This window comes from Klebsiella ornithinolytica (assembly GCF_030505655.1).
GTDB classification, from domain to species: Bacteria; Pseudomonadota; Gammaproteobacteria; order Enterobacterales; family Enterobacteriaceae; genus Klebsiella; species Klebsiella ornithinolytica.
Genome location: NZ_CP130153.1, coordinates 1408794 through 1427743, shown reverse-complemented (window position 1 = coordinate 1427743; position 18950 = coordinate 1408794). Strand labels below are relative to the sequence as shown.

17 protein-coding genes are annotated in these 18950 nt (G+C 54.7%); 10 read left to right on the top strand and 7 right to left on the bottom strand.

The window, feature by feature from the left end; genetic code table 11:
* Nucleotides 1-16: 16 nt before the first annotated feature.
* Together tssC and tssB are read right to left on the bottom strand one after the other, a co-directional pair.
* Nucleotides 17-1507 carry a type VI secretion system contractile sheath large subunit gene (gene tssC, locus Q1L34_RS06815; protein ID WP_463667032.1) on the bottom strand — a complete coding sequence of 497 codons (1491 nt, stop codon included), beginning with the start codon at nt 1505-1507 and terminating at the stop codon, nt 17-19.
* Nucleotides 1508-1602: 95 nt separating this feature from the next.
* Nucleotides 1603-2100, bottom strand: coding sequence for a type VI secretion system contractile sheath small subunit (gene tssB, locus Q1L34_RS06810; RefSeq protein ID WP_004865361.1), 498 nt, complete (start codon nt 2098-2100; stop codon nt 1603-1605).
* 632 nt (nt 2101-2732) lie between these two features.
* Here tssB and Q1L34_RS06805 point away from each other — a divergent pair.
* Nucleotides 2733-3215, top strand: coding sequence for a WbuC family cupin fold metalloprotein (locus tag Q1L34_RS06805; RefSeq protein WP_015583750.1), 483 nt, complete (start codon nt 2733-2735; stop codon nt 3213-3215).
* A gap of 208 nt (nt 3216-3423) precedes the next feature.
* Nucleotides 3424-4224 (top strand): MipA/OmpV family protein, encoded by an 801-nt coding sequence (locus Q1L34_RS06800; RefSeq protein ID WP_004865368.1) that lies wholly within the window; start codon nt 3424-3426, stop codon nt 4222-4224.
* Between the two features lie 10 nt (nt 4225-4234).
* Here Q1L34_RS06800 and cynR read toward each other — a convergent pair whose 3' ends face one another.
* The gene (cynR, locus tag Q1L34_RS06795; RefSeq protein WP_327204412.1) at nt 4235-5134 is read right to left on the bottom strand and encodes a transcriptional regulator CynR; all 900 of its coding nucleotides are present in this window, start codon (nt 5132-5134) and stop codon (nt 4235-4237) included.
* Between the two features lie 141 nt (nt 5135-5275).
* Here cynR and Q1L34_RS06790 point away from each other — a divergent pair, with 141 nt between their 5' ends.
* From Q1L34_RS06790 to ypdK, 3 genes are all read left to right on the top strand, one after another.
* Nucleotides 5276-5734 carry a nucleoside deaminase gene (locus Q1L34_RS06790; RefSeq protein ID WP_075808313.1) on the top strand — a complete coding sequence of 153 codons (459 nt, stop codon included), beginning with the start codon at nt 5276-5278 and terminating at the stop codon, nt 5732-5734.
* Nucleotides 5731-6927, top strand: a complete 1197-nt coding sequence (locus Q1L34_RS06785) for a cyanate transporter (protein WP_104896288.1) — start codon at nt 5731-5733, stop codon at nt 6925-6927. The genes Q1L34_RS06790 and Q1L34_RS06785 overlap by 4 nt, the downstream gene beginning before the upstream one ends.
* 377 nt (nt 6928-7304) lie before the next feature.
* Nucleotides 7305-7376 carry a membrane protein YpdK gene (gene ypdK, locus Q1L34_RS06780; protein ID WP_099130696.1) on the top strand — a complete coding sequence of 24 codons (72 nt, stop codon included), beginning with the start codon at nt 7305-7307 and terminating at the stop codon, nt 7374-7376.
* 74 nt (nt 7377-7450) lie between these two features.
* Here ypdK and alaC read toward each other — a convergent pair whose 3' ends face one another.
* Nucleotides 7451-8689, bottom strand: coding sequence for an alanine transaminase (gene alaC, locus Q1L34_RS06775; protein ID WP_004865380.1), 1239 nt, complete (start codon nt 8687-8689; stop codon nt 7451-7453).
* A 381-nt stretch (nt 8690-9070) separates the two neighbouring features.
* On the opposite strand from alaC, the gene Q1L34_RS06770 reads away from it, so the two are divergent.
* Nucleotides 9071-10768 (top strand): sensor histidine kinase, encoded by a 1698-nt coding sequence (locus Q1L34_RS06770; protein WP_015583745.1) that lies wholly within the window; start codon nt 9071-9073, stop codon nt 10766-10768.
* A gap of 11 nt (nt 10769-10779) precedes the next feature.
* Nucleotides 10780-11523: a LytR/AlgR family response regulator transcription factor gene (locus Q1L34_RS06765; protein WP_015583744.1), complete on the top strand. Its 744-nt coding sequence runs from the start codon at nt 10780-10782 to the stop codon at nt 11521-11523.
* A 68-nt stretch (nt 11524-11591) separates the two neighbouring features.
* On the opposite strand, the gene glk is transcribed toward Q1L34_RS06765, so the two are convergent.
* A complete protein-coding gene (glk, locus tag Q1L34_RS06760; RefSeq protein ID WP_015583743.1) occupies nt 11592-12557 on the bottom strand; it encodes a glucokinase in 966 nt (321 codons plus the stop codon).
* Between the two features lie 264 nt (nt 12558-12821).
* Here glk and Q1L34_RS06755 point away from each other — a divergent pair, with 264 nt between their 5' ends.
* Nucleotides 12822-14057 (top strand): ion channel protein, encoded by a 1236-nt coding sequence (locus Q1L34_RS06755; protein WP_004865391.1) that lies wholly within the window; start codon nt 12822-12824, stop codon nt 14055-14057.
* On the opposite strand, the gene Q1L34_RS06750 is transcribed toward Q1L34_RS06755, so the two are convergent.
* Nucleotides 14054-15715 (bottom strand): alpha-keto acid decarboxylase family protein, encoded by a 1662-nt coding sequence (locus Q1L34_RS06750; protein WP_004865393.1) that lies wholly within the window; start codon nt 15713-15715, stop codon nt 14054-14056. The genes Q1L34_RS06755 and Q1L34_RS06750 overlap by 4 nt on opposite strands.
* A gap of 177 nt (nt 15716-15892) precedes the next feature.
* On the opposite strand from Q1L34_RS06750, the gene mgrA reads away from it, so the two are divergent.
* Both mgrA and Q1L34_RS06740 read left to right on the top strand, forming a co-directional pair.
* Entirely contained in the window at nt 15893-16885 is a 993-nt protein-coding gene (gene mgrA, locus Q1L34_RS06745) for an L-glyceraldehyde 3-phosphate reductase (protein ID WP_004865396.1), read from the top strand.
* Nucleotides 16886-17038: 153 nt separating this feature from the next.
* On the top strand, nt 17039-17389 hold the full coding sequence (locus Q1L34_RS06740; RefSeq protein WP_004865399.1) for a DUF2502 domain-containing protein: 351 nt from the start codon (nt 17039-17041) through the stop codon (nt 17387-17389).
* A 49-nt stretch (nt 17390-17438) separates the two neighbouring features.
* On the opposite strand, the gene Q1L34_RS06735 is transcribed toward Q1L34_RS06740, so the two are convergent.
* Complete coding sequence (locus tag Q1L34_RS06735) at nt 17439-18677, bottom strand: Nramp family divalent metal transporter (RefSeq protein WP_004865403.1); 1239 nt, start codon at nt 18675-18677, stop codon at nt 17439-17441.
* Between the last annotated feature and the right edge of the window lie 273 nt (nt 18678-18950).

Below are 18950 nucleotides of genomic sequence, written 5' to 3'. Positions count from 1 at the left end.
CGGCTTCCTGCCTTAATTACGATTTGGCTTTCGGCATCTGGGAAACCAGCGACAGGTTGACGTCCATCCCTTCCACCTGGAAGTGCGGGATGGCGAACAGTCGGACGCGGAAGAAGCCCGGGTTATCTTCGATGTCTTCCACCACCACTTTCGCATCGCGCAGCGGGTGAGACGCCTGCAGCTCATCGCCCGGATCCGTCATCTCCGTCACCAGGCCGCGAATCCAGGTGTTCAGCTCCAGCTCCAGCAGACGGCGATCTTTGGTGGTACCGATGTTTTCACGCTGAATAAGCTTCAGGTAATGCGCGATGCGCGACAGCAGGAAGATGTATGGCAAACGCGAGTTAATGCGGCTGTTGGCCGAGGCATCGGCAGTGTCATACAGAGCGGGTTTTTGGGCGGAGTTGGCAGAGAAGAAGCATGCGTAGTCGCGGTTTTTGTAGTATGACAACGGAATGAAGCCGAGGCTGGAGAACTCAAACTCGCGGGTTTCCGGGATCATCACTTCGGACGGGATTTTCACCTGGTTGCCGGTGCCGAGATCATACAGGTGGATCGGCAGCTCTTTCACTGCGCCACCGGCCTGCGGGCCGCGAATTTGCACGCACCAGCCATTATTGATGAAGCTTTTCACCATATTGGCCGCAAAGGCAAAAGACGCATTCGTCCACAGGTATTTGTTGTGATCCGGGCCTTTCACTTCTTCGACATAGTTGAAACTGCGTACCGGTACGGTATCCGGGCCATATGGCAGGCGACCAAGCACGCGCGGCATCACCAGGCCGATATACCGCGAGTCGTCGGTGTCGCGGAAGGATTGCCACTTGATGTACTCGGCGCGGTCGAAGTAGTTGCTGATATCTTTGATAGCCGCCACCTCTTCCATCGACTCTTTGAGGAAGAATTTCGGCCCCGCAGAGCCAATAAATGGCATGTGCGCGGCGGCGGAGACTTTTGAAATATTACGCATCAGCGCCACGTCCTGCGCGGTGGCATCAAATTCATAAGCTGAAATCACTGCCGCAATCGGCTCACCGCCAGGGGTGTCGTATTCCGCGATGTAGGTCTGCTTGTACAGGCCACTCTGGACTATTTCCGCGGAATCTTCGAAATCCTGACGCAATTCTTCTTTGGACAGATCGAGGATTTCCAGCTTCACGTTCTGGCGGAAGTCGGTTTTATCCACCAGTGACTTCAGGCCACGCCACACGGACTCCACTTTCTGGAACGCGTCATTGTGCATGACTTCATCCAGCTGACGGCTGATCTGGAAATCCAGTTCAGCGATATGGTGATCGAGTAATGTCTTATCGAGCTTCTCGACCTTCTGGCCGGACTTATGCAGACACTGCATGAAAACCTGAACAGCGGCAGTAACACGTTCATCGGCCGAGGTTTCCGCCATGACGGCATTATCTTCAAATCCATTCAGGCCACCCATTTCAGCAACCGGCGTTAAATTAATTTTGTCGAACAGTGAGGCATATACACCGTTCTGCGGCAGCATTTTTTCAACTGTGGCTGCCCTTCCCTCATTCTGGATTTCATTATTTACTGACATCAGCATTTTTCTCGTTAATATTCCGTTAAGGTTCCCAGAAATTAATCCTGGACCGGGGCAAGCGCATTCAATTCACTGCGTAGCTCATCGGACAGAGCAGGATCTTTTAAAATGATTTCCAGTTCTTTCCTGAAAGTAACGTTGTCCAGCAGATTGGATTTCAAATCACGTAATAAATTACGCATAGCAAGCATCACACGTAGCTGCGGAATTTGCCGCGCTACCGCCTCAGGTTCAAAATCCTTCATATCCTGAAAGGCCAGTTTCACACGCTCTTCGGAGCCATCGTTGGCGAGGGTATTTTTAACGGTGAGATAAACTTCGGGATTGAGATCTGCGAGGACGCTATTGAAATTGCTCAAAGTGATATTGATTTTTTCGCGCTCTGAAAGCGTCCCTTGAGTCTTGCCATTGCTGAAGTCACCCACACTCAGGAGCTTCAACGGCAGCTCAACTTTCTTCTGAGCGCCGCCCGTCACCAGATCCAGTTTTATATTTACACGCGCACGAGGTATCTCATTCTGAAATGATTCAGACATATATATTTATCTCCTGAATAAATTAGTCCCTTTGCCGGACAGACTGTCGCCATATAAAAATTTAGTTTTTTATTCTAACCAGTAATTTGCGCCAAGGTAAAGCAGGCAAAAAAAATGGTGATAATCCCAGCCCTCCACAAAATATTTAACCACGGTGTAAACACCGCGTCATCATTGGATTTCCAGATTAAATCACTCAATTACTCTAAAAATTTAAAACAACAACGACATTAAAATAAGAATAATCCTCAGACAATGAGAAGAAATCTCACTTTAAAAAGACGAGTTATATAAAACCAGCCATATCTTAGTAAGATAGTTAATTCATAAAATGAATGCATTTTATTTTTTCACCGCTGACATAAGATAATAATCATCAGAATTTATGGAAGGTGTCATATATATAAAAAGGAGCAAGCTACGGTCCACCATGATCCAGGAAGTCGCCAAAAGGTCAATGGCATGGCGGGTTGAATTTGCCACGTGAGACGACGCTTGATGAACCGAAAAACAGTGCGCGCCACTCAGGGGAAATGGATACAATGCGGCGACTGGCTTTCTGCAAAACAGTGCAAAGCTCATTCACGGTAGCGAAACCATTCGCAATCTCGGACCTCACGTCAGGCGGCTAAATGAAATACATCACTTTCAGCGACATGCAACAGCAGAGCGATGCGGCAGCGCGCTCACCTCGTTTGCGTGCACATCGTAATTTTCACCCGGAATTAACCGATCCCGTACAACGTCTGGCGATCGCGATGGAACCGGGCACCTACATTCGCCCTCACCGTCATCCGCACACCTTTGAACTGCTGTTAGCTCTCAGCGGGCGCTTTGTGGTACTGACTTTTGATGATCTCGGTTACGTCACTCGCCGCATCGTATTAGGTGAAGAGTGTACGGCGCTAGAGATGGATGCCGGGACCTGGCATGCGGTTCTGTCGCTGGACGCCGGCGGCGTTATTTTTGAGGTCAAACACGGCGGCTATCAGCCGGTTGCTGCCGGGGATTATGTCACCTGGGCACCTGCGGAAGGTGAAGAAGGAACGTTTGAACTGATGGAATGGTATCGTCAGGCTCAGGTTGGCGACGGCGGGCACATTCGCTCACTCTGACCAGGCCGGTTAAAAAACAGTCCGCTGCCGGGACGCGGCGGATTAAGACCTTTATAGCCCATAAAAAACGGTCATTATAAATTTAGAAAAAATAAAAAACTCGCCTACTGACTGACCCGCGCTGGTATATATTCACATTGACAATATTTTATCTGCAAAGCATCTGCGCGTATTAGCGCCATAATCCCTCACCATATTTGGAATCCGGATGAAACCATTTCGCTACCCTGCTGCCACTCTCTGCTCCATGATGCTGTGTTGTTCGCCCGCCAGCGCCGAGGTTGACCTGGGTTCCATCGATATCTTCTCCGCATCGAATCCGAACAGTCCGGTCCCAAAAGGACTGGTGTTGGGAGCCGCAACGATTAGCGGAACGGCGCGCTACGAAAAGCAGAATAATGAAACTTACTTTATTCCCGGCGGGCTCTACTTCGGCGATCGGTTGATCTATCTCGGCGATCGCGCCCGCTACTATTTTCATATCGACGACAAAGTGGCTTTTTACGGCTATGGCCGCTGGCGATTTGGCAACTTAGATCCCAGCGATAATAGCGCGTTCAAGGGTATGGAGCAGCGAAAAGGCGAGTTTGAAGCCGGTATCGGCACCACGCTGATTACGCCCTATGCGCTGCTGAGCGCCCGTATCAGCTCCGACGTGACGGGGCGCAGCAATGGCCAGGAGCTGCTTTTGTGGGCAGATTTTCCCGTCATCAAAGATAATCTGCTGATCATGCCGGGGATGGGACTGATGATCCGCAGTAGCAATATGGCCAACTACTATTTTGGCGGCGTCTCGGCCAGCGAAGCCACCAGCCAGCGCCCGCAGTGGGATACCGGTACCACCGTCTCACCAATGGCGGCGATTATTACCAGCTACCGTTTCAGCCCCCACTGGGTTGGCATGTTCGCCGCCAACTACGAGCTGTATGATAAAGATATCGCCGACAGCCCCCTCGTTCAGCACAACGGCGAACTGTATGGCATTCTGGCCGTCGGCTATACCTGGTAAGCGGACACTATCACAAGGTTTTCCCACTGCTAAGCTCCCCGGCGATCTGTAATGCCATCGCGCTAAACGCGCGCGCCGCGGCACTCTGCCAGGCCTCTTTGTGCTGCAGCAGGCAAGCCGTTCGCTCCAGCAGCACCGGCATGAGCGTCACCGCCACCAGATCGTCGCGGTCCCGTACGATGGCGGCCGGTAACAGCGTCGCAAGCTGGGTATGTTGAATCACCGTCAGCACCGCGCTGATAGAGTTGGCCTCCATGTGCACCGTTGGCTGAATACCGTGCTGCCGGCAATAGCTGTCGATTTGCCCACGCGTCGCAAACTCCTCGCTCAATAAAATCAACGATTGCTGATTGAGCGCCTCCAGCTTCATACGGCGCTGACCCGCCAGCGGATGATGTCGCCCCACCACCAGCGCCAGCGTTTCGCTGAATAAAGGCGTGGCCACAATATCCCTTGAGCCGCTATCGGCAAAAGCAATCCCGGCATCCAGCTCGTCGTTAAGCAATAACGCTTCCATCCGCTGCTGGGCCATTTCACGCATCGTCAGCGTGATGTTCGGATAACGCTGATAAAAAGCCGCTACCAGCGGCCCCATAAAGTAGGTCGTAAACGTCGGCGTCATCGCCACCCGCAGCGTTCCCCGCTGCAGGTCTTCTACATCCAGCAGCGCTCGTTTACCCTCTTCCAGTTCCTGTAGCACCCGGCGGGCATAAGTGAGCCAGACCTCGCCGGAATCGGTCAAACGAATCTGCCGCCCGCTGCGGTCAAATAACAGGACGCCCAGCAGCTCTTCAAGCTGGCGGATCTGTTGAGAAAGCGCCGGCTGCGAAACATGCAGCGCCGTCGCGGCTCGGGTAAAACTGCGATGTTCCGCAACCGCCAGAAAATAGGTGAGATGGCGTAGCAGCATGGGCACTCCTATAAGTAAAACCAATAGAGTCAATCATAAATAAGTCTTTTAACTTATAAAACAAAATGCGTACTCTGCCCTGTGTACAGCCGTAAAGTTCCTCTTCCCGCAACATATCTGCCTTTCCTCTCCGGAGCCGCTATGTCAGTTCACGATAGTTATCTTCAGCACGCCATCGCCCTCGCCACAGCCAATGTTGAAAACGGCGGGCGTCCGTTTGGCGCGCTCATCGTCCACAGGGGTGATATTGTCGCCCGGGCCGTCAACACCCTGCATCAAAACGGCGATCCGACCGCACATGCCGAACTCAACGCCATTCGCGACGTCTCACAGCATCTGGGCAGCCAGGTGCTCAGCGAGTGCATCATTTATGCCAGCGGTCAGCCCTGCCCGATGTGCCTGAGCGCTATCTATTTGACCGGCATCCGCGAGGTTTATTTCTCCAACAGTAACCGGGATGGCGAGCCCTTCCGGCTCTCCACCGCCGCTATCTACCATCAGCTAAGTCAACCGCTGGAAACGCAATCACTCCCGATTCACCATAGCCCTCAGCCCGAAGGCCTCGCGCTTTATCAGCTGTGGGCGGATAAGCAAAAATGAGCCCGATGTCGCGCAACGGCCTGATGCTTCTGGTGCTGGTACTGATCGGCATCAATATGCGCCCGCTTTTGACCTCCATCGGCCCGCTTCTTCCCCAGCTACAGCAGGCCAGCGGAATGGGATTTACCCTCGTTTCGCTACTCACCGCGATCCCGGTTATCGCGATGGGACTCCTGGCGCTGGCAAGTCCGTGGACTCAGCGCCATATCAGCGAAAGTCGCGGGATGGTACTGAGCCTGATGATGATCGCCTCAGGCGCCGTGCTTCGTGAATTCACGCCGCACAGCGGGCTGCTGCTGAGTAGCGCCCTGCTCGGCGGGATCGGAATCGGTATTATTCAGGCGACGATTCCGGCAGTGATAAAGCGTCAGTTTCCCCAGCGAACGCCGCAGGTCATGGGGCTGTGGTCAGCGGCGCTCATGGGCGGCGGAGGCCTGGGAGCCGCGTTGACGCCGTGGCTGGCGCGGCACAGCGCCCTTTGGCATCACGCGCTCGCCTGGTGGGCTCTTCCCGCCATCGCAGCGCTGCTCGGCTGGTGGTCAGTCAGCCGCATGCGACCTGCCGGGCAACATCAGGCCGCACCTCAGGTCAGCGGGTCCGTTTTCCGCCGCCGCCGCGCCTGGACGCTCGGGCTGTACTTCGGTCTGATTAACGGCGGCTACGCCAGTCTGATCGCCTGGCTGCCCCCTTATTACATGCAGTTGGGCTATAGCGCTCAGTTTAGCGGAACCCTGCTGGCCATGATGACCGTAGGCCAGACCGCCGGCGCGTTGCTGATACCGATGCTGGCACGTCACGACGATCGCCGCAGACTATTACTATTGACGCTGGTGCTGCAGCTTATTGGTTTCTGCGGGTTTATCTGGCTGCCGCTACAGCTCCCGCTGCTATGGGCCGTGTGCGGCGGCATAGGATTAGGCGGCGCATTCCCGTTGTGCCTGGTCCTGGCGCTCGATCACGCCCGCCATCCGGCGATTGCAGGCCGACTGGTGGCCTTTATGCAGGGCATCGGTTTTATGCTGGCCGGCGCCTCCCCGTGGTTGTCGGGTCTGCTGCGAAGCCTGAGCGGCAATTATGTGCTGGACTGGGCGTTTCATGCCGTCTGCGTCGCTGCTCTGATGGGCGTCACCCTGCGTTTTGTACCGGCACGCTATCCGCAGGCCTGGCACCGGCCTGAACACGCCGCCGATTAAGCCCGAATGTTGCGCCGCGGGAGAGCGTTTCCCGCAGCGCATCGTTGGCATCGCCAGGAGAATAAATCCCAAAATCAAACAGCTATCGCATCACGGCGGCAACGGCGAAAAGCCGTCGCCAGAATGGAATTTATTACCGAATGAAATTAATGTGTCGCCGAATCACGACACTCGTAAGTAACTAAAAATTAATAAAAAAATGCCCCTTGTTTCCCTCATTTTTTAGGCGTACATTAGCGCCATCTGGAGCAGTTACAGCACAGAATTTCGACCTGCCGCGGCCGCCGGAATCCTCTGGTTTTGCTGCGACGGATCAGAATCAACAATGAAGATTAAATTCATTTAGGCGTTTCGCCGAGAACGCGGAGTGATGAGTCGTGAAATACTTTATTATGGGCGTATCTTTTATGGTCATCGTTTGGGCCGGTACTTTTGCCCTGATGATTTAAGCACAGCCAGAGTCAAAAAAAACGGGAGCCAGCGGCTCCCGTTTTTTGTTGCTGCGTTTCTTTATTTCGCGCCGTTATTCGAGGCTTTCGCCGGCTGACTTGCCCGATGCTGGCAACAGCCCGTCGGCACGAAACATCGATTTGATCCCGCGAATGGCCTGGCGGATACGATCGCGATTTTCGATAAGCGCAAAACGCACATGGGTATCCCCGTAATCACCGAAGCCGATACCCGGCGAAACGCATACTTTCGCGTCCTGCAGCAGCTTTTTCGCAAACTCCAGCGAGCCCAGCGCCGCATACTGCTCGGGGATCTTCGCCCAAACGTACATGGATGCCTTCGGACACTCGACCATCCAGCCTGCTTCGTGCAGCCCTTTAACCAGCACATCGCGACGGCGCTTGTACTGCTCGGCGATATCGCGAACGCACTGCTGGTCGCCTTCCAGGGCCGCAATTGCCGCGACCTGCAATGGAGTGAAGGTGCCATAATCATGATAGCTTTTAATACGCGCCAAGGCATTGACCAGCGTTTTATTACCGACCATGAAGCCGATACGCCAGCCGGCCATGTTGTAGCTTTTGGAGAGGGTAAAGAACTCCACGGCCACATCGCGCGCGCCGGGGACTTCCATAATCGAAGGGGCCTTCCAGCCATCATAAACGATATCGGCATAGGCCAGATCGTGTACCACCAGCACATCGTAACGCTTGGCCAGCGCGACCACTTTTTCAAAGAATTCCAGTTCGACGCACTGCGCGGTCGGATTGGACGGGAAACCGAGGATCATCATTTTCGGTTTCGGGTAGCTTTCACGAATCGCCCGCTCCAGCTCATTGAAGAAATCAACGCCTTCCACCAGCGGCACTGAACGCACCTGCGCCCCGGCAATAACCGCGCCATAGATATGGATCGGGTAGCTTGGATTGGGCACCAGCACCGTGTCGCCATGATCCAGCGTCGCCAGCATCAGATGCGCCAGCCCCTCTTTTGAGCCAATTGTAACAATCGCTTCCGATTCCGGATCGATCTCAACGTTATAGCGATCCTGATACCAGCGCGAAATGGCGCGGCGCAGACGAGGAATACCGCGGGAGGTGGAGTAGCCGTGCGTATCGGGCCGCTGGGCAACGGTGCAAAGTTTTTCCACGATATGCGGCGGCGTCGCGCCGTCCGGGTTGCCCATGCTGAAATCGATAATATCTTCACCACGCCGACGCGCAGCCATTTTCAGTTCAGCAGTAATATTAAAAACGTAAGGGGGCAGACGATCGATACGCGTAAAACGGCGTTCAGGACTGGATGCAGTCATAGATTCCTCAGAGTAACGTTAGCGCCCGGACCGTCCGAGCGACGCTGTCGCGTTTGCGACGAGCTTAGAAAATAACCCGAAAAAAATGATGCTGTCGAGGGGGTGAGAAAAAAATAATCGTCGGCGAAAAAAGCGGGCATCTGCATCATGGCATGCAGCGGCAGAGGTCCTCGATTTAGCCGGTACGAAAATTAGATGCAACATATTAATATCTATTAATTTACCTGTTTTTATCATTCACCCTCCGCTCATCAGGTTGACACCGGCCCGGCGATCAATCCCCTTTTTTTAGTGTGACTTTTCCCTATTCGACGCTTCGGCTGGCCTTCTGCCGCGAGGTTTTTTATCATGTTGCTTTCCCGCGATAGACACGGCGCACCCATGCACGAAATATTCACAATGCTGCTGGCGGTTTTTGACCGCGCGGCACTCATGTTGATTTGCCTTTTTTTCCTTATCCGTCTGCGCCTGTTTCGCGAGCTACTGCATAAATCTGCACATACGCCGAAAGAACTGCTGGCGGTTATCGCCATTTTTTCCCTGTTTGCGCTGTTCAGTACCTGGTCTGGCGTGCCGGTAGAGGGTTCTCTGGTCAACGTGCGGATTATCGCGGTGATGTCCGGGGGAATTCTGTTTGGCCCCTGGGTCGGAGCTATCGTTGGGGTGATTGCCGGCGTTCATCGCTATCTTATTGATATCGATGGTGTAACCGCTATCCCCTGCTTTATCACCAGTATTGTCGCCGGGTTGTTGTCAGGGCTGATTAATCGCAAAGTGCCGAAAGCTCAGCGCTGGAAGATCGGGATTCTCGCCGGGATGCTCTGCGAAACCTTAACCATGATCCTCGTGGTCTTTTGGGCGCCGTCGTTTTCGCTGGGCATTGATATCGTCTCCAAAATCGGCATCCCGATGATCCTCGGCAGCGTCTGTATCGGCTTTATCGTGCTACTGGTCCAGAGCGTCGAGGGTGAAAAGGAGGCCAGCGCCGCGCGCCAGGCAAAACTGGCGCTGGATATCGCCAACAAAACGCTGCCGCTCTTCCGTCATGTGAACAGCGAATCCCTGCGCCAGGTGTGCGACATTATTCGCCGCGATATCAATGCCGACGCGGTGGCCATCACCACTACCGATCGGGTTCTGGCCTACGTCGGGTTTGGCGAAAGCAACTATCACGATAGTGATAATGACATCAGCCCCACCACGCGCCAGGCTATCGAGAGTGGGAAAATCATTATTAAAAACAATGATGAGGCCTACAGAACGCCGGAGATTCACTCCATGCTGGTCATTCCGCTACGGGAGAAAGGCGTGGTGACCGGTACGCTGAAAATTTATTACTGCCATGCCCACCGCATCACCTCGTCCCTGCAGGAGATGGCCGTCGGCCTGTCGCAAATCATCTCTACTCAGCTGGAGGTCTCGCGGGCAGAACAGCTGCGTGAAATGGCCAACAAGGCCGAGCTGCGCGCCCTACAGAGCAAAATCAACCCGCACTTTCTCTTTAACGCCCTCAATGCGATTTCATCCTCGATCCGCATGAATCCGGATACCGCCCGTCAGCTCATTTTTAATTTGTCGCGCTATTTACGCTATAACATTGAATTAAAAGACGACGAACAGATTGATATCAAAAGAGAGCTGTACCAAATCAAGGATTATATTGCCATCGAACAGGCGCGCTTCGGCGACAAGCTTACCGTCATCTACGACATCGACGATGAGGTCAGCTGCGTGATACCGAGCCTGCTGATTCAGCCGCTGGTGGAAAATGCCATTGTCCACGGGATCCAGCCGTGCAAAGGCAAAGGCGTCGTCACCCTCGGCATCAACGAGTGTGGTAATCGGGTGCGGATTAGCGTTCGCGATACCGGGAATGGTATCGATCCTGCCGTGGTCGCGCGGGTAGAGGCGGATGAAATGCCGGGTAATAAGATCGGCCTGCTCAACGTTCACCATCGGGTAAAATTGCTGTATGGCGAAGGACTCCATATCCGCCGCATGAATCCGGGAACGGAAATTGCGTTCTACGTGCCTAACAAGCTTGCTTCCCAGACCACTCCGGTGTCTCTGTTGCCATGAACGGAGAAAAAATGAAAGTCATCATAGTTGAAGATGAGTTCCCGGCGCAGCAGGAGCTCACGTGGTTAATTAACACCCACAGCCAGATGGAGATTGTCGGGACATTCGACGACGGGCTGGACGTGCTGAAGTTCCTGCAGCACAACAAGGTTGATGCCATTTTTCTCGACATCAACATCCCTTCTCTGGACGGCGTTCTGCTGGCGCAGAATATCAGCCAGTTCGCGCATAAACCGTTTATTGTGTTTATCACCGCGTGGAAAGAGCACGCGGTAGAGGCATTTGAACTGGAAGCATTTGACTACATTCTGAAGCCGTATCAGGAATCACGCATCATTAACATGCTGCAAAAGCTGGCCAGCGCCTGGCAACTACAGCAGCAGACAGGCAGCCAGACCGGGACGGCTGCCAATCCGCAGCGGGAAAATGACACGATCAATCTCATTAAAGATGAGCGAATTATCGTGACCAGTATTCACGATATTTACTATGCGGAAGCCCACGAAAAAATGACCTTTGTCTACACCCGACGGGAATCATTCGTGATGCCAATGAACATTACGGAGTTTTGCGGCAAGCTGCCGCCCGCACACTTCTTCCGCTGCCACCGCTCATACTGCGTTAACCTGAATAAAATTCGCGAGATTGAACCCTGGTTCAACAACACCTATATTCTGCGCTTACGCGATCTGGAGTTTCAGGTGCCGGTCAGCCGCAGCAAGGTCAAAGAATTTCGCCAGCTCATGCATCTGTAGCAGGGGTATGCCGAAGAGAGTAGCCCGCCCGCGCACGATTGCGCCGGAACGGGCTGGCTATGACAAGATTAGAGAATCTGTCCGAGCGTCTGGCGCAGATGCGCCCCGGAACCCAGCAGGCCCGGATTATCGTGCACGATCAGGTAGACCGGAATATCCTGGACGAAGGCTTTAAAGCGCCCCTTGTCTTCAAACCCGCCGCGGAAACCGGAAGCTTTAAAGAACTCCAGGAAGCGCGGGACGATGCCGCCAGCAATATACACGCCGCCGAAGGTGGCCAGCGTCAGCGCCAGGTTGCCGCCAAAGCGTCCCATAATCACGCAGAACAGCGACAGCGCACGACGGCAATCGATACAGGTGTCAGCCAGCGCGCGTTCGGTCACATCTTTCGGCTGAAGGTTTTCCGGCAGGCGGCCGTCTGATTTCACTATCGCCCGATACAGATTAACCAGCCCCGGGCCGGATAACACACGCTCGGCCGACACATGCCCCAGCTCAGCGCGCAGCTCTTCGAGGATAATCCCCTCTTCTTCGCTGTTCGGCGCAAAATCAACGTGCCCCCCTTCCCCCGGCAGACTCACCCAGCGTTTGTCGACATGCACCAGATGCGCAACGCCCAGGCCGGTTCCTGCGCCGTAGACGGCAATAGGTTTTCCCTCTACCGGCGTCGTGCCGCCAAACTGAATCAGATGCTCAGCTTTCAGCATCGGGATCGCCATCGATACCGCAGTAAAATCGTTGATGATCTCCAGATGTGAGAACCCGAGGTTCTTTTTCATCTCTGCGATGGAAAAGGCCCACGTATGGTTGGTCATTGCCACCCAGTCACCGGTGATCGGACAGGCGATGGCGATGCAACCGTCTTCAACCTCAACGCCCTGCTCGTCAAGATAGACGCGGACAACGGCTTCAAGACTGGGGTAATCGAGCCCGGAATAGGTTTTTGCCCGGGAAATATCCCCGCTTGCAATATCGCATAATGCCAGTCGGGCATTGGTTCCGCCGACGTCTCCTACTAAAGCAAATTTTGTCATTCCGTTACGGCTCCACTAAAGTCAAAATGATTCTTTTGGCACACTGTAAATTCATGATGCCTTAACAACAACGACCAACGTATAAGTGCCCACAGTTTAGCGACCTATGTCACATTTAGGTTGTAATCTGTGCAAAATGATTGTCAACGCACTGCGGGATCGTCAGGCATAGCCATCAGTTTATCGTTTCAGCACCATTTGCATCGACGCCCCTCAGAGGCACGGGCAAAATCGTGCTTCACGACCTTTAAAAGGAAATGTTTCATGCTGCATCCGCGCGCCAGAACGATGCTGTTGTTATCGATACCCGCCGTGATTATAGGTATCGCTTCCAGCCTGGTATTGATTGTGACGATGAAGATTGCGGCCATATTGCAGCATGTTATCTGGTCCAGCGTGCCGTTGAGTTTAGGCATCGAGGCCAGCGGGCAGGTGTGGACTATCGCCGTACTCACGCTAACCGGCATCGCCGTGGGACTGGTGGTCCGTTTCAGCCCAGGACATGCCGGGCCGGACCCGGCCACCGAATCATTAATTGGCGCGCCCATCAGTACCGGCGCGCTGCCGGGTCTGGTCGCAGCACTCGTATTAGGTCTCGCGGGCGGCGTCAGCCTTGGGCCGGAACATCCCATAATGGTAATGAATATCGCCCTTGCGGTGGCAATCGGCTCTCGTCTGTTTCCCCGCGTCAGTTCGCTGGACTGGACCATTCTTGCCGCCTCCGGCACGATCGGCGCGCTGTTTGGCACCCCGGTGGCCGCCGCGTTAATTTTTTCGCAAACCCTCAACAGCAGTAACGATGTGCCGCTGTGGGATCGCTTGTTCGCCCCCCTGCTGGCGGCAGCGGCGGGCGCCCTGACGACGGATCTGTTCTTCCATCCTCATTTCTCGTTGCCCATCCCCGTTTATCCGCAAATGCATTTCGTTGATATCATAAGCGGCGCTATCGTCACGCTTATCGCCATTGCCGTAGGCATGGTGGCCGTCTGGTGCTTACCGCGGCTACATGCGTTGATGAACCGCCTGAAAAATCCGGTGCTGACGCTGGGTCTCGGCGGTCTGCTGCTGGGGATTCTCGGCGCTGCTGGCGGACATATAACGCTGTTTAAAGGCCTGGAGGAGATGCAGCAAATCGCCTTAAGCCAGACCCTGACGGCCGGCGACTTTTTACTGATTGCGCTGGTGAAGCTGGCGGCGCTGGTGATCGCCGCCGCCAGTGGTTTTCGCGGCGGGCGAATATTCCCCGCGGTCTTCGTCGGCGTGGCGCTCGGCTTTATGCTGCACGCCCATGTCGATGCCGTTCCGGCCGCTATCACGGTCTCCTGCGCCATCCTGGGCATGACTCTGGTGGTCACCCGCGATGGCTGGCTCAGCCTGTTTATGGCGGCGGTCGTCGTACCGGATACGACGCTGCTACCGCTGCTGTGTATCGTGATGCTCCCGGCCTGGCTGCTGTTGGCCGGGAAGCCGATGATGATAGCCAGGCGACGAAACGACTAGACGCGGCTGTTTCTCTCTTCCAGAGCCTGGGTTACCGCGCGCAGGAAGTCAGGAATATCCATTTTGGGCAGCATAACCTCCACCAGCGTCAGCTTATCGGAGCCAATACTGTCGGCCATCGCCTCTTCAAGCTCTTCCGTCCGCGTCACGCGCCAGCATCGGGAAGGGACATTGGGGGCGAAGGCTCCCGGCAAACGGTTCCAGTCCCACAGCGCAATATCGTTGTAACGCTGCTCCGGACCGTGAATCGCTCGTTCAACCGTATACCCCTCGTTATTAAGCAGCAGGATCAGCGGGTTCTGTTTATCGCGTAGCATCGACCCCAGTTCCTGAATCGTCAGCTGAGCTGCCCCATCGCCCACTATCAGCACGACCCGCCTGCCCGGCGCTGCGGTTTGGGCACCGTAGGCGGCCGGTAAGGTAAATCCTATCGATCCCCACAGCGGCTGGACCAACAGGGTGGCATCTGAGGGAAGCTTGAGCGCGGCAACGCCGAAAGCCGCGGTTCCCTGATCGGCAAGAATAATATCCCCGGGACGCAGCTGCTCCTGTACGGTACTCCAGAAACTTCCCTGCGTAAGGCTACCGCCCGTCACGCTTTCCACCTCCGGCGCAGAGCAGTCTGGCAACCGCCACTCTGCTGACAGACCGGCGGACAGAATCATTAACTCATTAAGAGCTTGATCCATCGGAATACGGCTGAACCAGTGGTCGCCCACTCTGACGGCAAAAGGCTGAATTTCAATCGTGCGTTCAAGGGGTAAATGCTGGGTAAATCCGGCAGTGATGGTGTCGGTGAAGCGGGTACCCACGCAGATGATCGTATCGGCGTTTTCAATTGCCTCACGCGTTTGCGGCGCGCTGGCGATACCGCTATAGGTGCCGACAAAACCAGGCTGCTGTTCATCAAACAACCCTTTTCCCATCAGCATCGTGGCACAGGCAATCGGTGTTTTCGCCACCCACATCCGTAGCGTATCCTGCAGGCCATAGCGCTGGGCGAGGAAATCCGCCAGCAATGATACCTGCCGACTGCTGCGCAGCATCTGCCCGGCATGTTCACGAAACCCGGCCAGCTGATTCTCATCCGCAGGCGGCCCTTCGATCGCCAGACGACGAGCCGGCGGCGTCGCTTTTGCTTTCGCCACATCGGCAGGTAACATCAGATAACCGGGGCGATGGTGGGTAAGCATCTCGCTCAGCACGCGATCGATTTCGTGGCAGGCATTCCCCGCCGTCAACGTCGCCTGCGTGCAGGTGATCTGCTCGCTCATCCGCGCGAAGTGCGTGAAGTCGCCATCTCCCAGCGTATGGTGCAGCAGTTCTCCGCGCTGCTGGGCGCCGGTGCCCGGCGCGCCGACGATATGTAGCACCGGAATATGTTCCGCATAGCTGCCGGCCACGCCGTTAAGGGCGCTCAGCTCGCCGACGCCATAGGTCGTCAGGAGCGCCCCGGCGCCTTTAATGCGCGCATATCCGTCGGCAGCATAGGCCGCATTCAGCTCATTCGCACAGCCAACCCATCCCAACGCTTCGTGCGCGATGACGCGGTCGAGGAATTGTAAATTGTAATCTCCAGGTACGCCAAACAAGCGGTCTATGCCGCAATCTACGAGACGATCCAGCAGATAATCGCCAATGGTGTAAGTCGGTTGCATCTCCATACTCCTCTTCCCGTTGCAGGTGATCTGAGTATTGAATAAGCGATCCAACTGTCCAGATAGCGGTCAATAATCGGGGTGGAAAGCAAAATTTACGCCTTTGAAGTGTGTACTCCGCGCTGAACATTCTTTAGTGTAAACGTATACACAACCTGTTCTATCTGCGGAGGAAGTATGGTTTACCAGGCAAATGCGGCACGATATCAAACGATGGAATATCGTCGTTGTGGCCGGAGCGGATTAAAGCTACCGGCCATTTCACTCGGCCTCTGGCACAATTTTGGCGACGAAACGCGGGTGGAAACCAGCCGTCAGCTGCTGCGACATGCCTTTGATCTTGGCATAACCCATTTTGATTTAGCCAACAATTACGGGCCGCCTCCCGGCTCGGCGGAAAGCAATTTCGGCCGCATCCTGCGGGAGGACTTTTTACCCTGGCGCGATGAACTGATTATCTCCAGTAAAGCCGGTTACACCATGTGGGACGGCCCCTATGGCGACTGGGGATCGCGTAAATACCTGGTCGCCAGTCTCGATCAAAGCCTGAAGCGGATGGGGCTGGAGTACGTTGATATCTTCTATCATCACCGCCCGGATCCCGAAACACCGTTACAGGAAACGATGCGTGCGCTGGACCATCTCGTGCGCCAGGGCAAGGCCCTGTATGTCGGGCTTTCCAACTATCCGCTTGAGCAGGCTGCCGAAGCGGTACGCATCCTCAATGACCTCGGGACACCGTGTCTGATTCATCAGCCTAAATATTCCATGCTCGAACGCTGGGTTGAGGACGGACTGCTTGATTTTCTGCAGACTGAAGGGGTGGGAAGCATCGCGTTTTCACCGCTGGCTGGTGGTCAACTCACCGACCGCTATTTACAGGGTATTCCGGCAGACTCCCGCGCCGCCAGCGGCAGCCGCTTCCTGCAAGCGGAGCAGTTAACCGAGGCGAAGCTCGAGAAGGTTCGTCAACTGAACGCGCTGGCCGCGGCCCGCGGGCAAAAGCTCTCACAGATGGCTCTGGCCTGGGTTTTACGGGAAGAGAAAGTGACTTCAGTACTGATTGGCGCCAGCAAAACCACACAGCTTGATGATGCCGTGGGGATGCTGGCGAATCGCCATTTCGGCACCGAAGAGTGTGCGGCAATTGACGCCATCCTTGCGGCGTAAACTCAATTTTACTTTAGCAAAAAGTGCTCTTATCCGCGATTTAGGAGTTCATCCAATGCTGCGGGGCTTTACCGCCCCGTACTATCACGTTAACAGGCCCAATGAGCGCCAATATCATCCGGCGCTCAGGCCCCGATCGTGAAGGAGAAGAGTATGTTCAGGTCACTGATTCTGGCTGCGGTGCTTTTGGCCACAGCGCCACTGGTTGCAAATGCCGGAGAGATCACCCTGCTGCCATCTGTAAAATTACAAATAGGCGATCGTGATAATTACGGTAACTACTGGGACGGTGGCGGCTGGCGCGACCGTGATTACTGGCGTCGTCACTATGAATGGCGCGATAACCGCTGGCGTCATCACGATAACGGCTGGCATCGCGGCTGGGATAAACGTAAAGCCTACGAACGTGGCTATCGCGAAGGCTGGAACGACCGCGATGACCGACGCGGCGGCTGGGGACGAGGGCCAGGCGGCGGTCGCGGCCACGGTCATGGCCATCATTAATCAAAAAGGGGAGCCAGATGGCTCCCCTTTTTCATGGCTATCGACATGATTACAGCCCGAAAATCGTACCGACCAGTAGCCAACCATTAAGCAACACCACAACGCCGACAATCACCCACCCTGTCCGTTTCACCCACAGGGTATTGACCAAATCGCCCATCAGCTGCGAATTACTGGTGAAAATCAGCAGCGGGACCAGCGCCAGGGCGATGCCAAAGCTCAGCAGCACCTGACTCATCACCAGAATTCTCGTCGGGTCCAGTCCCATCATAATGACAATAAACGAAGGCAGCATCGTTACCGCACGACGAAACCACAGCGGAATATGGAAACGAATAAAGCCCTGCATGACGACCTGTCCTGCCAGCGTTCCCACCACCGTCGATGACAACCCGGCGGCCACCAGACTGAGGCCAAAAATGGTGGCGGCCGCGTGGCTCAACAGCGGTTCCAGCGTCAAATAGGCCTGATCCAGGTCGGCAATCCCCGTGTGGCCGTTAAAGTGAAATGCGGCGGCGGCGGTGGCCATCATCGCCAGGTTGACAAACCCGGCAATGGTCATCGCAATCGCAACGTCCCACCGGGTGGCGTGATAACGCTCTTTTCGCGTACCGTCGTGCAGATTCTGCGTTAACGACGAGTGTAAATAGATGACGTGTGGCATGATCGTCGCGCCGAGCACACCGGCGGCAAGGAACACGGCTTCACCGTTCGGCAAACTCGGGACGATCATCCCTTTCGCCAGCGGCGCCAGCGCCGGTTGCGAGAAAATCAGTTCCACAATGTAGGCCGCAGCAACAAACAGCAGTAAACCACCGATCGCTTTTTCCAGCGGCTTTTGTCCGCGACGCTGCAGCATCAGGATTAAGAAGGTGGCAATCCCGGTTAATATTGCGCCCTGCAGTAACGACACGCCAAGAATCAGCTTAAAGCCAATGGCTGCCCCAATAAATTCGGCGAGGTCGGTCGCCATGGCGATAATTTCCGCCTGCACCCAGTAAAACCACACCACCGGACGCGGATAGTGATCGCGAATCTGTTCCGCCAGGTTCTTACCCGTAGCAATCCCGAGTTTTGCCGATAGCACCTGAATCAGCATCGCCATCAGATTTGCCCATACAACTACCCACAGCAGCTGATAGCCGAAGCTGGCGCCCGCCTGAATATTGGTGGCGAAGTTGCCGGGATCGATATATCCAATGGCAGCAATGAACGCAGGCCCCATCAAGGCGAGCTTCATCTTGCGCGCTGCGCGACCGCTGCTATTCTCAACGCGACTGCTAGTCATTTTCTGCCTCTGAAATATAGCCTTTGCTATGTTTTATGTTATCAAAATGCGAATGATTATCAAGTTCATTTAGGAAGATGATCATTATTGCTTTGATAGGGGGGAACGATAGCGGCTAACAACGAAAAAAGTGGCATTGATGAATTTGCATCTCGCCAGATCACAGATTAGTACAATCTAAGCAACTTTTAAAACCTTTACGCTACATAACAAAAATGTATGTTTGATCACTAATTTGGTGATTAGTCACAGTTCATTGCAATAGTGTGGATT